The sequence below is a fragment of the Micromonospora qiuiae genome (genome assembly GCF_016863555.1).
Taxonomy (GTDB): domain Bacteria; phylum Actinomycetota; class Actinomycetes; order Mycobacteriales; family Micromonosporaceae; genus Micromonospora; species Micromonospora qiuiae.
Genome location: NZ_BOPC01000125.1, coordinates 1 through 13,952 on the forward strand (window position 1 = coordinate 1; position 13,952 = coordinate 13,952).

A 13,952-nucleotide genomic window follows, 5' to 3' on the forward strand; every position below is an offset into this window, starting at 1 on the left:
GTGGAGGCGTCACCGAGGGAATCCGGACTGCATCCTCCACTAGCAGCCGAACCAATCCCCCTGATCGTGTCTTTCCCGAGCCGCCCACAGGGCCGGATGATGCTGATCCGGGCGAAGGTGCGCCGATGCCGCAGACACGTGCCGCCGCCGTCAACCCGCACGCTCCAGGAGGGGACGCGGGTGCAGACGACTGGGATCATGGGCCGATGATGCATTCGTTCCATCTCGCACTGCTTCCGCCGGCCTTGACCTTGCGCACACTGCGTCGCCGGCCTCGGGCGGCTGGGCTACGGCACGCCGAATGCCTCGCGCTCATGCGACTCGGCTCCCCGGCGTTGTCGGTGGAACGGATGCAGCTGCGACGCCTTGCGATGTTCGCCGAATGGGACGACGAATCGGCGTTGGAGCGGTTCCTCGCAGACGACGATCTAGGGCGGCGGCTCGGCGGCGGATGGCATGTGCGATTGCAGTACCTGCGGCGTTACGGCGGGGTGGCCGCGCTCGCTGGCTTGCCGGTGCAGGCGGGCCGGTGGGATCCGGAGGAGCCAATTGTGGCCGTCACCCTCGCCCGGCTCAAGCTTCTCGAACTCCCCCGGTTCCTGAAGTGGGGGCGGCCGGTCGAACGCTTGGTCGCCGGCCACCCCGGCACCACGTTCGCCACCGCAGCGGTACGCCCGCCCCACACATTCTCAACCTTCACGATCTGGCGCAGCGTCCGCGAGATGACCGACATGGTTCACGGCCGCAGCGCCGTCCCACAGGCCCATACACATACCGTCGCCATGGCTGAACAGCACCGCCGGGACTTCCACCACGAATCCGCGTTCATGCGGTTCCGCCCTTTGTCCGAACACGGAACCTGGGAGGGGCGCACCCTTCTCCCCTGAGCGACCCGAGAACCACGCTTGATCAGATGCACACACGTGCCGCGAACCGGACGCTACGGTACGTTGCGGCAAGCGGCCGGCGGCGGGTTTGGTGTTAGCTTGCGTACGCCTGCATTGAGGTGATCATGGCTTGGTCGTCGAAGGTCATGGTGTCGATGACCTCTCTGGTGGGGCCGTGGGCCGGTGTGGCGCGGAAGTGGAACGCGGCGTGGTGGCCGGCGATCGCCACCATGACGAGTTCCATTGTCCGTTGCTCGGTGAGCACGCCGGCGAAGTGCTGCTCGATGGCTGTTCGGCCGGTGACTGGGGATCCGCCAGCGGGGTCATGCAGGCGGGCATCCGGTGTGTAGAGATTTGCCAGGGCGGTGGCGTCGGCGGCGCCGACGGCGGCTAGGTGAGCCTCGATGGTGGCCCTGATCTGCTGCGTGCTGGCCACGATCAGCCGTCGCTTTCCGCCGAGGGACCCGCAGCCGAGGCAGGTCGCGCTTGCCGGTCGAGGACGACGCAGAGGACGCCCGTGTAGCCGGTCGTCGGATCTCCTTGCAGGTTCAGGATCATCTGTTCGCCGCCGTCGGCGAAGATGCTGTCGGTGGTGTTGGTGGTGTCGCGCTGCGGCCGGCCCCGATAGGGCGGGCGACGGTAAACGTCGTCGGTGACCGTGTCGGGAAAGTAGAGCTGCGTGGTCACCGAGCGGTCGCCGAGGTGTGCGATGAGGTGGATGTGCACGGTGCGGCTGGTGTACCAGCCCGGGTAGATCGTGTTGAACGCGCACATCCCGCGCTCGTCGGTGCGCTGGCTGCCCCGCAGGTACGTCTCCCCGGCGGCGATCACATCGTGCGGCACCGACTCCGAGGTGACCACCTGTCCCGGCCTCGCTTCGAATGGCGGGAAGCCGGAGTATCGGCCCATGTGGTCGGCCTGCCAGACCTCGACGAGGACGCCCGCGAGGGGGGTGGTGGCGTCCGCCGCCAGTAAGCGAAGCCCGAGGCGCAGCGGGAGACCCTCGCGGTCCTCGGTGATCTCCCGACGCTCGGGATGCACAGTCCGGTGGTATGGGCCCTGCGTCTGCTCGACCAACAACCGGCAGGTGACTCCGGTCGAGGCCAGTAGTTCGACCAGGTCCTCCTCCACCCTGCCAGTATGGTCCGCAGTTCGTTGCGGCGCCCGCGGTTCGCCGCCCGCCACCCGCGTAACCGATGCCTCTATCCCCCGGGGAGCGGCGATGGCAGACGGGACACCTGACTACTTCGAGCCCGAGGGCGGGCAGTGCTCACGCACCTGCTGAGCGTCCGGGGCATCAATCGGCCCCGCGCGTTCTATCGGCTGCTGATCGTCTCCAGTCGGTTCCGAAGATCAACCATCGTTAGCTGCACCCATGCCGGTTCGAGGTCACCGAACTGGCGACGTTCGCACTCGCTTGCCGCTTCCCGCGCTGGCCAGTCAACGCCGCTACCGGTCACTCGTTCTGCGGCACCGTGACGAAGCCCTCGGACGCGCTCCGCTACGACTGGCCCGTCGAATTCGCGCCGTTCGAGGTGAGCGCCAGAACCCGACTCGCCCGAAGTACGAACTCGACGCCGAGGAACTCGCCGAAGTGCGGCGTTGGAATGCTACGCCCGGCTACCCGGATACGCCCCGTCGCCGGCCGACCTCAACCACCTGCCCTCGGCCGTCCGCGAATCGGGCGTTCCGCTCTGGCCAGCGGAGCGCCCGGTCGACTGTCACCCTCTACCGCAGCCCTGCGGGCGGCCTTTCGATGAGGAAGGCCGCCCGCGCCGGGTCTTGTCAGCCTTGCTTGACGTCCGTGCAGAAGACGTCCTTGTCCGGTAGATGGCCGGTGTTCAGGAAGTTGACGGTAGCCTTGTCGGCGCAGGCCGAGCCTTCGTTGAAGACGTAGTGCCCGCCGTTGTCGACACCGACGAGGGCGGCACGGTCGCCGAGGACCTTGCGCAGTCCCTGTCCGGAGTCCCACGATGTGGCGTGGTCCCGGCGGTTCTGCAGGATCAGGATGTCACCGGGGCCCTTGTCGGTCACGGTGACCGGCTTCTCGATCGGGGCCTTCCAGAAGGCGCATGGCCAGATGTTGGCCGGCATGCCCGCCGTGAGCGGCCAGGCCTTGCGGTCAGCGGCGCTGCGTGCGGCGTAGTCGGCAACGTCCTGGGACCACTCGGCGTCACCGCAGGTGAGTGCCAGGAACATGGTCGCCTGGTTGTCCGCGGGGACGCCCGGGGTGGGGGGCATCTCGGCGAACACCTGCTTGAGCACCTCGCCGTCGGCCGCGGTCAGGTGACCGTCCGCGAGGTTCGAGGCGGCCTTCCAGACCTGCGCGAGGATCGGCAGGGTTTTGTTGTTGAGGAGCAGCGCGTAGGTGGTGGTGCGCAGGATCGCTCCGTTCATGGACTGCTGCGTGCCCGGAACCGGCACCGGCTTACGGTCGAGCCGATCCGCGAGCGCGAGATAGGCCCGGGTGACCTCGTCGGCGGTGCCGCCGAGCCCGAGGTCGTTGTTCTGCGCCGCAGCGACGGCGGCCGCGTCGGGGAACCGTTCGGCCATGCTCTTGCCCCAGCCCTCCAGCACGCCGGACCAGACCTTGGTGGGGTCGATGTTGCCTTCGAGGATCATGCGGTCGGTCTGCTCGGGGTACAGCGAGCTGTATACGGCACCAAGGTAGGTGCCGTAGGACTGACCCCAGTAGGAGATCTTTGGCTCGCCGAGCGCCTCGCGGATGCGGTCGAGATCACGAGCGGTGTTGGCGGTGTTGAAGTACCGCAGGTTCTCTCCTGCCGTGGTGGCGCACTTCTGGGCTTCGGTGCGGGCCAGCTCGACGTTCGCGTCGATCGAGCCGTCCGCGGCGGGATAGGGGAAGTGCCCTGGCACGCTGGCGACCTCGAGGCCGCAGCTCTGCGGGGTGCTGTGCGCGACGCCGCGCGGATCGAAGCCGATCAGATCGTAGCCGTCCAGGACGGACTTCGGCAGCGTCGCTGCCATCGTGCCCGGCATGTCGAGACCTGACAGGGCGGGACCGCCCGGGTTCACCAGCAGAACGCCGTGCCGCTTCTCGGGGTCGGCGGCGGCCAGCCGGGAGATCGCCACCCCGATCGACGTGCCATCCGGCTTGTCGTAGCTCAGCGGGACTTTGACCGTTGCGCAGGTCAGCTTGGGATCCCGGGCCACTCCCTTGGCCGCCGCCGGGCAGGGCCCCCACGTGATCGCGGTGGCCTTGGCCTGGTCCGCGGGCGCCGGGCGGTCTTCCTCGTGCGCGGCGTCGCTGCAGGCGGTCGCGCCGGCCGCAGCCAGTGTCGCGGCCGTCAGAGCCGTGGCGAACCGGCGGCCCCGTGACCGGCCGGATACCCCGGCACTACGTGTCTTGTTCATCGTCCTCGTCCTTCGAATTCGGCTCGGCGCACCGCGTTCCCCCAGCGGCCCGAGTTGCTGGCGAGAAAGCTATCGAGAACGGAACGCGGCTCACATCACCCCGGAGTGGACAGATTTTGTAGCTCGCACGGGGGATAGGGATCCTTCGAACACCGAAGTGCCTACCGGATGAGATGAACCGCCCCGCCAACCATCCACATGGGATCGACCGCGCCTTGTCGTGGTAGCGCTACCTCGTACAGGTCAGGTGGACGGTCGCCGTTGCGGCGGCCGTTTATCTTGCTTTCGGCCATTGCGAAGTCGTCCGGATGCCATAGCGCAACCACCGCAAGCCGCGGATAAGAAGATTGGCAAGGCGCGGCGCGCCGGTGATGGAAAGAGAGGTCTCCGGTAGGCGGTTTTTCGACCAAGGAAAACCGTCGGCGCGGAGGCCTCGTGACCAGATTAGCGGTGACGAGGGCGGCACGACCTGACCGGCGAGCAGTGGGCGGCGACCGCGCCGCCGTGACGGCCGACGCCGGACGCCGGCCGGCGGGCCGGCACGTACCGGGACTACTGGTCGTTGCCGGGCTCGAGGATGGTGTCGAGCAGTCCGATGAGTTGTTCGCGTTGTTCGGGTCGCAGCCGGCCGATCGCGGACGCCAGCGTGCGCCGCCCCTCGGCGAACAGCCGTTGGGTCAGTTCATGGCCGGCGGGAGTCCGGTACACGTCGACGGCCCGGCCGTCGTGCGGGTTCCTGCCCCGGGCCACCAGGCCGCGGCGTTCGGCGCGGTCGATCAGGCCGGACATGGTCGATTTGTCAAGGCCCAGGTAGGCGGCCAGTTCGGCTGGCAATACGAAATGCTGGTGCCGTAGGCCTACGTCGCAAGATCTCGAGAAGGGGCACTCGGCATGACCGCACCACTGCACGATCGTCATCACCGGCGCGAGTTCGGGCATCGGGCTCGCCGCTGCGGAACAGTTCGCCGCCGGGGGTGACCGGGTCGTCCTGGTCGGCCGCGACGGGCGCCGGCTGGCCGCCGCGGTCGACCGGGTCCGGGCGGCGGGCCATGGTGCCGAGCCGGGACACGTTCAGGCGGACTTCGAGCGATTTGCGGACGTGCGTGCGCTCGCGGAGCACCTGCTGTCCACGTGTCCGAGGATCGACGTCCTAGCCAACAACGCAGGCATGCTCGCGATGGAGCGCCAGCGCACCGTGGACGGCAACGAGGCCAGCGTCCAGGCCAACCATCTGAGCCACTTCCTGCTCAGCATGCTGCTGCGGGAGAGGCTGCGCGGGGGCCGGATCGTGAACACCTCCGTGCGTCCTGGCCGCAATGCGCGGCTCGACCCTGCTGACCTGAACGGCGACGGGCGGCGCTACAGCGGCATCGCGGCGTACCAGAGCTCCAAGGTGGCCAATGTGCTCTTCGCGATGGAGGCTGCCCGGCGCTGGCCGGACATCCTCAGCCTGAGCCTGCACCCCGGCCTGGTCCGGACCGACATCGGCCGAGACACCGCGCTGCGCTTCGTCTTCCGCTACACACCGTTCCTGCTCAGCCCGGACGCGGCGGCCCGGCGTCTGGTGCGACTCGCCACGGCGCCGGCCGGCGAGCTGACCAATGGGGCCCTCTACGGCGCCGGCAGGCCCATCCGGCCGAATCCCCGCCTCTTCACCGCGGAGCGCGCGGCGCGGCTCTGGACGGCGTCCGAGGAGGCCGTCGCAGTTTGTTAGCAGTGCCAACCATCTCACTCGGAGGTTTCCATGTGAAGAAGGACTGGCATCAAGGTGGCCGCTGCCGCGCGTCCAGACACGGTCATTTTCGGATTAGGCCAGCAAGTCAACTATCGCGCTGCTGCTGGCCGGCCTCGCCCTCGGCGGGCTGGGCAGCCGCACCGCGGACGTGGAGACCAGGTAAGACCAGGGCTTGTCCTGGCGCAGGTCGTCGAAGCGCCAACCTCGCACCGCGTCAGCGGGTCAGACGAGGAGCGTCCGCTGGTAACGGCGGACTGCGATTTGGTGTGCTCACCAAAGCACACTCGCTCGCAACGGTCTGGCGCGACGTCTCGGCCGCGGCGGTTCCCCTGGTGTCGAGGACCAGGCGGTGCCGGGTACGGGGTCACCCCCGTACCCGGCACCGGTCGGTCAGAGATCGCGTACCCGCACGTCGCGGATCTCGATCAGGTCGTTCGTGCCGTGGTTCTGCAGCCCGATGAACCCGCTGAGGAACTGCCGCAGGTCGGTCGGCGGATCACCCTGGCGCGACGACGCCTTGCCGGGTGTGTTGTCGAATTCGTTGATCACCATGCCGTTACGGATGATCGTGTAGTGCTGTCCGACCACCCGGACCTCGTAGTCGTTCCACTGGCCCTTCGGGGTCACCCCCGCCTGGTCCAGGTTGTTCGGGTCGAAGTTGTAGATCGACCCGGTCTTCTGCGACTCGCCGGTCGGCCCATCGTAGATCTGGATCTCATGGCCGCAGTAGATGGCCACCCAGGCCTGGGAGGTCCGGGCCGAGCCGACCGTGCCGCAACTGCCGGCCGGTCGCTCGTCGAGCGGGATCCGCGGATCCGGGAACCGGGTGAAGACCCCGCTGTTGGCGTACGTGTTGCCGGTGGAGACGTCCCGGAACTTCAGCCGCAGGGAGAAGTCGGCGAACTCGTCCTTGGCGTACCAGAGCATGCCGAGCCCGCCGGAGCTGCGGATGGATCCGTCGGGCCGCAGGGTGAACGACCCGCCGGGCGCCTGCCGCCAGTCGGCGAGAGACGCCGCCGTGCCGTCGAACAGCGGCCGGTAGCCGGCGACCTTGCCGATCGGCGACTGGGCGGCCGCCTTCTTCAACGCCGACGACTCCCGATTGTCGATGACACCGCTGCCGCGCAGACCGTTGACCACGTCGTTGACGTGGCTGACGAACTGGCCGTGGTTCGTCCAGTTCCGCTCGTCGTCGATCAGGTCATTGATCGTGCAATCGCCACCGACCTTGTGGTTGGTCACGCCGGTGTCGGTGTCGAGCATCCGCACCGTCTTCCCGGTGTCCGGCGCGGCACAGGCGGTGGTGACCTGGATCTTAGCGGTGGACACCTCACCGTCGGCATACGTCACCTTCAGCGTGGCCTGGTAGGTGCCGTAGTTCGCGTACGTGTGCTTCGGGTTGGCCTCGCGCGAGACGGCGCTGCCGTCACCGAAGTTCCACTCCCACGCCACGCCGCCGGCCCGGGCCGTGGAGAAGGCGATGGTCTTCGGCTGGCTCGGCGTGGTGGCCCGCCAGGTGGCGTCGCTCGGCCGCGGTGTCGCCGCACCACCGGTGTACGCGATCCTGATCAGCTTCTGGTTGGCGTGGAGGCTGAAGAAGCCACCGGCGTAGTCGAGCATGTACAGGGCGCCGTCCGGGCCGAACTTGGCGTCCATCCACGACTGGAGCTGGTTGGCGCCGCTGCCGGAACGGATGATCGGGCGCAGGTCCTCGCCGAACGCCGGCGCGCCCCGCTCGGCGACCTTGTCGGGGTCGACGGTGACGGCGACCCGGTTGTTGGCGTTGGACTGGTCGCCGATGAACCACTTGTTGTCCCAGTACGCCGGCCAGGCGACACCACTGTCGGTGTCGACCTCGGAGCGGTGGTAGGTCGGCCCGTCCATGATGGCCTGGCCGCCGCCCTTGAGGTAGGGCTGGGTGAACGTCTCGTCGCCCTGCTTGTAGGTGGGGAGGCCGCTGCCGTCCGTGCGCGTCGGGTAAACCGGGCCACCGCCCTGCGGCGAGTACCAGATCATGGCGTCGCGTGCCGGCGGAATGTTGACCAGGCCGGTGTTGCGCGGCGACTCGTTCTTCAGGTTGTCGCAGTCGTACCAGCCGGCGGGCTGGTTGGCGTCGACGTTGCTGCGGTCACGGTAGGGCTGCCTGTTGCCCATGCAGTAGGGCCAACCCTCGTTGCCCGCGGAGGTGATGATCGTCGCGCTCTCGTACTTCGCCGGACCCCACGTCTCGCTCGGGCCACCGGCGTCCGGACCGACCCACGCGGCGGTCAGCCAGTCGTTGACGTGGTCCCAGGCGAGCCGCGAGATGTTGCGGACACCCATCACGTAGATCTCCGGGCGGGTCTTGCCGCCGCCCTCCTCGTTTCCGGTGAACAGGTTCCCGGCCGGGATGGTGTACGTACCGTCCGGCTCCGGGTGGATGCGGATGATCTTGCCGTTGAGGTCGTTGGTGTTGCCCGAGGTACGCCGAGCGTCCTGGAACGAAACTCCCTGGTAGTCCTGCGTCCAGTTGTTGCCCGAGTAGCCGCTGGAGCCGCCGGAGGAGTTGCTGTCACCGGAGCCGATGTAGAGGTTGCCCTGCTTGTCGAAGGTCATCCCGCCACCGGCGTGGCAGCAGCTGTGGATCTGGGTGTCCCACTTGAGCAGGTCCTTGCGGGTGCCCTGGTCGATCGACTGCTTCTCCCCGTCGTAGGTGAACCGGGAGACGGTCCGCTCGCCGATCCGCCGGTCCCGGTCGATGGACTCGTGCGGCATCCAGAAGACGTAGACCCAGCCGTTCTGCGCGAACTTCGGGTCCAGGGTGATGCCGACCAAGCCCTCCTCGTTCTTCACCAACTCGCTGCCACTGCCCCGGTTGCCCATCACCGGGAGGGTCGTCAGCAGCTTGACCTGCCTGGTCTTCGGATCCCACCGGTGGATGGTGCCGCAGCCCAGGCCGACCCGGGGGTCGTCCCAGCTGGCGATCGGGCCGGACGGGCAGGCCGCCTTACCGATGTAGAACACCCCGCCGTCCGGGGCGATCGTCAGGCCGTGCGGCTCGCCGATCTGGTCGAGCTGGCCGGACTGGTTCGTGGTGGTGAGCCGCTCGATCTGGTAGTTCGACCCGATGGTGGCCTGGCAGTCGCCGCGGACCATGCCCGCCGACCACTTGATGGCCCCGGCCAGATGGCCCTGGAACTGCTTGTCACCGGTCCAGCTGGCCTCCGTACGGCCCATGCCGAGGTAGAACGACCGGCCACCGTCGTAGTCCTGACACCAGGAGATCGGGTGGAAGGCGCCGTTGCCGCTCAGGCCCGCGTTGTACGTGCCCTCCTGGACCTGGGCGATCGTGTGGACCCTGCCGATCGGGCTGGGGTCCCAGTTGATCCACTGGTCGGAGCGGGTCCAGTTCAGCGGCAGGCCCTTGTTGGCCGGGTGCTGCCGATCGGTGACGTCGACGGTGGCCCGCTGCACGGTGCTGTCCGGCGCCGGACCGGCGTCCGGGCCGATCAGCCACAGCTCGGCGAGCTGGAGCAGCGGCTCCCCGCTGTTCGCGGTGATGTTGAGCCGGTAGTGCTCGTACGCCGTGGTGTTGGTGAAGCTGTACTGCTTGGTCTGGAACCGCTGCGGGAAGGTCTCGTTGCTGCGGGTGTCCAGGTCGGTCCAGTTGGTGCCGTCGTGGGAGCCCTGCAGGGTCCAGTTCCGCGGATCCCGGCCGGCGAAATCGTTGGCCGAGGTGAGCGCGTAGCGGTTCACCACGACCGGCCCGGCCAGCTTGGCCGCCAGCCAGCCGGTCGGGGTGCGGGCGAGCCACTTCGTGCTGGTCGAGCCGTCGATCGCGTGGGCCGCGGTCTCGTTCGGCGGGTTCTCCCCGCTCGCGGTGGCCGAGACGGGCTTCTCCGCGTTGGGCAGACTGGTCGCCGGGCGGGTGCCGATCAGGCCGGTGAACCAGGAGGACTCCGGCTGGGCGCGGGCGGCGTCGTGGACGCCGACGAAGCCGCCGCCACCCTTGACGTAGGCCTGGAAGGCCGCTTCCTGGGCGTCGTTGAGGGCGACGCCGTTGGCGGAGAGGAACACGACCGCGCGGTACCGGGCCAGGTTACCGACGGTGAACACCGCCGGGTCGGCGGAGGCGTCGACGGCGAAGCCGTGCTGCTTGCCCAGGTCGCGGATGGTCGCGGTGGCCCGGGCAACCGGGTCGTCCTGCTTGTCTACCGGACCGTGGAAGACCAGGACCTTGGCCGCTGCGGCGGCCTCGGCCGCGGCCGCCGCGGCCGGGTTGACGGCCTGTGCCGGCACGGCCAGCACGCCGAGCACCAGCGCGGCGCTCGATGCCAGCACGCCGACGTGGCGGCGGCCGACGCGACGCGCGGTTCGGGTGGGTGGTGTTGTTGTGGCGGTGGTCCCCGTCGAGTCGGCGCGGTGGCGTCCGACCCATCGAGAGAACCGGAAATGGCGTCCTGTAGCCATCTCGACTCCTCCTGGGTTGTGGGACAGATTTCCGGGTCGTCCCGCTGCCGGTAAGGGTGAGGCGCTCACCGGTGCGGGCGTTGTGCGACCGCCGTCGCCCGTACGGGCGGCCGGTACGGCGCTGTTGGTGGTGCCGGTCCGCTGGCTGCCGGCCTTGAGAAGGTCAGCAGCGATCGGACCGTTATGACGTCGACCGTGGGCGGTGCCCGCGGTCAGTTGTGCCGGTGTTCGCTACTGTCGGTGGAGGCGCTGTTGGCGGCTCGGGCGGTGCTGGCGGTGCCGTGCTGGTGGCCCATGCCGGGCGGCATGTTCCCCTTCTCGTCGAGCACGTGCAGGGTCGTCGCCATCCCGGCGTCGGAGTGGAACTGCATGTGGCAGTGCAGCATCCAGTGCCCGGGGCCGACCCCGTCGCCAGCCACCACCTGGAGGCCGAAGGAGTCGCCCGGGCCGAGTGTCTTGTTGTCGATGATCGGTACGGTGTCGGCGAACGGCTGACCGTTGCCCACCACCCCCGTCCGGGTGTCTGCCCAGGAGTGCCCGTGCAGGTGGAAGGTGTGCATGTCGTTGCCGATGCCGATGACGATGAACTCGACCCGCTCCCCCTTGCGTGCCACCAGGCAGGTGGGCCCGGGCTGCGGGTTCACCGGGGCACAGGTGTCGGCGGCGTCGCCTCGGCGCAGGTTGATGCTCTGCCGGTCACCGAAGGCCGTCACGTAGGTCCGGTCCGGCTTCGGGTCGCCGGGACGGCGCACGACCAGCCCGCCGAAGAGTCCGGCGGAGAGGCCCTGGGTGCCGTGCGTACCGCCCACCACGTGGTCGTGGTACCACCAGTAGCCGGCCGTGCCCTGCGATCCGCTCTTGTTGTTGCGGGTTGCGGCGTACCAGGTGTAGGTGCGCGACTGGCCGGGCGGGACGTACGAGCCGCTGTGAATCGTGCCGTCGGACTGCTGGGTGTACTTCACCCCGTGCACGTGCAGCGATACGCCGAGCGGATGCGCCGGGTCGGTGCGCAGCGCGGCCAGGGTTTCGGCGGAGACCTGGTTGTGCAGGGTGATGGCGAGGCACTCCCCCTCCATCATCTCCATCGTCGGGCCGGGGTAGGAGGCCGTCTGCGGGGTGAGGCCGTAACCGAGCCGGACCTGGGTGCCGTCCTTCGGCAGTTCCACCGCGTACAACTGGAGGCTGCGGTCGGGCTTGACGCAGCCGTCCGGCCGCTCGGCGAACATCCCGGTGCCGGCGGCGGCCAGCCCGCCAGCGCCGACGAGGGTGAGCAGCACGGCCGCCGCGACGACCAGCAGCCGTCGGCCGTTGGTACGTGGCCCCTCGGGGCGGGCGGCGGCCTCGGGCTCCGGCGCGGCACCTTCGTCCACCAGCCGCCACGCACTCATCGGGTGCCCCTCAGCTCGATCATGCGCTGGTAGCGGGCGGCGGCCGCCTCACCCCACGCGTTGAACTCGGCGGCGGCGGCCTGGTAGCCGGCGAACTCCACCTCGCGGTAGCCGATGCGGGACAGTTCTTCGAAGACGGCGATTCTGTTCCTTGCCATGGTTTTTCTCCTTCGCTCGATCAGCAGCACGGGTTCAGCGGCGCGATCCGCACGTCGCGGAAGCTGATGACGTCGCCGGTGCCGTGGTTCTGCAGGCCGATGTATCCGCTGGAGTGCTGCCGGCCCGCCCCGCCCGGGTCGTCAGTCCGTGGCGGGCTGAACACCGCGTCCGGCGTGTTGACGTAGTCGTTGATCAGCTCGCCGTTGCGGTAGACGGAGTAGTGCTGGCCGACCACGCGGATCTCGTAGTCGTTCCAGGTGCCCTTCGGGGTGACGTGGGCTCCGGCCAGGTCGACCCGGTCGAAGCCGTACACCGAGCCGCTCTTGTACTGATCACCGTCGGGCCGGTCGAGGATCTGCAGCTCGTGGCCGTGCTTGATGGCCACCCACTCGGGACGGGACTCGGTGGGGTGCTGGTGCACGTCCGGGAAGCGGACGAAGACCCCGCTGTTGGCCCGGCCGTCGCCTGGAGCGTCGTCGCGCCACTGCAGCTTCAGGGAGAAGTCGCCGTACGCGGAGACCGGGAACCAGAGCATGCCCAGCCCTGGTACCGCCTTGCTGGTGATGGACCCGTCGGAGTTGCGGGTGAAGCCGCTCGCCCCGACCTGCTGCCAACGTGCGAAGGAGGCGGCCTTGTTGTCCAGGATGAGCTTGTAGCCGTTCTTGTCGTCCGGCTTGCCGACGCCGGAGCGGGCGGCGGCGCTGGTGATGCGGCCGTGCTCGTTGTGGGTGATGACGCCGAGCTGGCGCAGGTGTTTGGTGACCTCCGCGACGTGTGAGACGAACTGACCGTGGTTGCGCCAGGGCCGCTCGTCCTCGATGGCGTTGTTGATCGTGCAGGTCCCCTCGACCACCCGGTTGGGTACGCCGCTGTCCACGGTGCCGAGCCACACGGTGGGGCGGGTGTCCTTCACCGGGCAGGTCGGCTCCGGCTGCCCACTGGCCACCACGGTGAACGTCACCGAGGCGGTGCCCGAGATGTTGCCGGCCTTGTCGGTGGCCCGATAGCTCACTATGTGCTGGCCCGGCCGGTTCACCGTGATCGGCATGGAGTAGGTGAGGTACGTGGCGCCGTTCAGGGAGTACTCGACCCGGTCGACGCCCGAGCCGCTGTCCGTGGCGGAGAGGATGACGGTGGCGCTACCCACGTAGGCTCCGTCGTCGTCGAGCTGCCCGGACAGGGCGGCGGTGACGGTCGGCGGGGTGGTGTCCGGCGGCGTCGGTTCGACCACCGTGAAGGGCACCGACTGCGGTGAGGACGTGTTGCCAGCCTTGTCGGTGGCCCGGTAGGTGATGGTGTGCTGGCCCGGCTGGTTGACGGTCACCGGCGCGGAGTAGATGGCGTACGGCTGCCGGTCGAGCGAGTACTCGACCCGGTCGACGCCCGACTCCGTGTCCGTGGCCGACAGGGTGACGGTGGCACCGCCGACGTACGCACCGTCGGCGTTCCGCAGCCCCGTCACCGTCGCGACGACGGCGGGCGGCGTGGTGTCGGTCGGCGGCGGGTTCACCACCGTGAATGACACGGACTGCGGCGAGGACGTGTTACCCGCCTTGTCGGTGGCCCGGTACGCGACCGTGTGCTGGCCGATCTGGTTCACCGTGACCGGCGCCGAGTAGGTGGCGTAGGCGTCGCCGTTCAGGGAGTACTCGACCCGGTCCACACCCGACTCGGTGTCGATGGCCGACAGGGTCACCGTGGCACTACCCACGTACGCCCCGTCCTCGTCCCGCTGGCCGGTCACCGAGGCCGTCACCGTTGGCGGCGTGGTGTCCGTGGGCGGCGGGTCGACCACGGCGAACGACACGGACTGCGGTGAGGACGTGTTGCCGGCCTTGTCGGTGGCCCGGTAGGTGATGGTGTGCTGGCCCGGCTGGTTGACGGTCACCGGCGCGGAGTAGACGGCGTACGGCTGCCCGCCGAGGGAGTACTCGACCCGGTCCACACCCGACTCGGTGT

10 protein-coding genes are annotated in these 13,952 nt (G+C 68.9%); 2 read left to right on the forward strand and 8 right to left on the reverse strand.

All coding sequences use genetic code 11. The annotated features are described in order from the left end of the window. The first annotated feature begins 341 nt into the window (after positions 1-341). Positions 342-887: a hypothetical protein gene (locus Vqi01_RS28925; RefSeq protein WP_239098745.1), complete on the forward strand. Its 546-nt coding sequence runs from the start codon at positions 342-344 to the stop codon at positions 885-887. Positions 888-981: 94 nt separating this feature from the next. Here Vqi01_RS28925 and Vqi01_RS28930 read toward each other — a convergent pair whose 3' ends face one another. The 4 genes from Vqi01_RS28930 to Vqi01_RS28945 all read right to left on the reverse strand — a co-directional run bounded on the left by Vqi01_RS28930 (position 982) and on the right by Vqi01_RS28945 (position 5,201). Next, positions 982-1,323 carry a nuclear transport factor 2 family protein gene (locus tag Vqi01_RS28930; RefSeq protein ID WP_204038313.1) on the reverse strand — a complete coding sequence of 114 codons (342 nt, stop codon included), beginning with the start codon at positions 1,321-1,323 and terminating at the stop codon, positions 982-984. A 2-nt stretch (positions 1,324-1,325) separates the two neighbouring features. Continuing rightward, positions 1,326-2,018, reverse strand: coding sequence for a dioxygenase family protein (locus Vqi01_RS28935; RefSeq protein ID WP_204038314.1), 693 nt, complete (start codon positions 2,016-2,018; stop codon positions 1,326-1,328). A gap of 654 nt (positions 2,019-2,672) precedes the next feature. After that, a complete protein-coding gene (locus tag Vqi01_RS28940) occupies positions 2,673-4,262 on the reverse strand; it encodes an alpha/beta fold hydrolase (protein ID WP_204038315.1) in 1,590 nt (529 codons plus the stop codon). A 552-nt stretch (positions 4,263-4,814) separates the two neighbouring features. Then, on the reverse strand, positions 4,815-5,201 hold the full coding sequence (locus Vqi01_RS28945) for a MarR family winged helix-turn-helix transcriptional regulator (protein ID WP_204038316.1): 387 nt from the start codon (positions 5,199-5,201) through the stop codon (positions 4,815-4,817). Between Vqi01_RS28945 and Vqi01_RS28950 the strand changes: the two genes are divergently transcribed. Next, on the forward strand, positions 5,200-5,976 hold the full coding sequence (locus Vqi01_RS28950) for an SDR family NAD(P)-dependent oxidoreductase (protein WP_307825214.1): 777 nt from the start codon (positions 5,200-5,202) through the stop codon (positions 5,974-5,976). The two genes, Vqi01_RS28945 and Vqi01_RS28950, sit on opposite strands and share 2 nt — an antisense overlap. Before the next feature lie 411 nt (positions 5,977-6,387). On the opposite strand, the gene Vqi01_RS28955 is transcribed toward Vqi01_RS28950, so the two are convergent. The 4 genes from Vqi01_RS28955 to Vqi01_RS28970 form a co-directional block, all read right to left on the reverse strand. Further along, on the reverse strand, positions 6,388-10,446 hold the full coding sequence (locus tag Vqi01_RS28955; RefSeq protein WP_204038317.1) for a ThuA domain-containing protein: 4,059 nt from the start codon (positions 10,444-10,446) through the stop codon (positions 6,388-6,390). A gap of 212 nt (positions 10,447-10,658) precedes the next feature. After that, on the reverse strand, positions 10,659-11,834 hold the full coding sequence (locus Vqi01_RS28960; protein ID WP_204038318.1) for a multicopper oxidase domain-containing protein: 1,176 nt from the start codon (positions 11,832-11,834) through the stop codon (positions 10,659-10,661). Continuing rightward, complete coding sequence (locus tag Vqi01_RS28965; protein ID WP_204038319.1) at positions 11,831-11,992, reverse strand: hypothetical protein; 162 nt, start codon at positions 11,990-11,992, stop codon at positions 11,831-11,833. The genes Vqi01_RS28960 and Vqi01_RS28965 overlap by 4 nt, the downstream gene beginning before the upstream one ends. 20 nt (positions 11,993-12,012) lie before the next feature. After that, the coding region (locus Vqi01_RS28970; RefSeq protein WP_204038320.1) for an OmpL47-type beta-barrel domain-containing protein at positions 12,013-13,952 on the reverse strand (1,940 nt) is incomplete at its 5' end.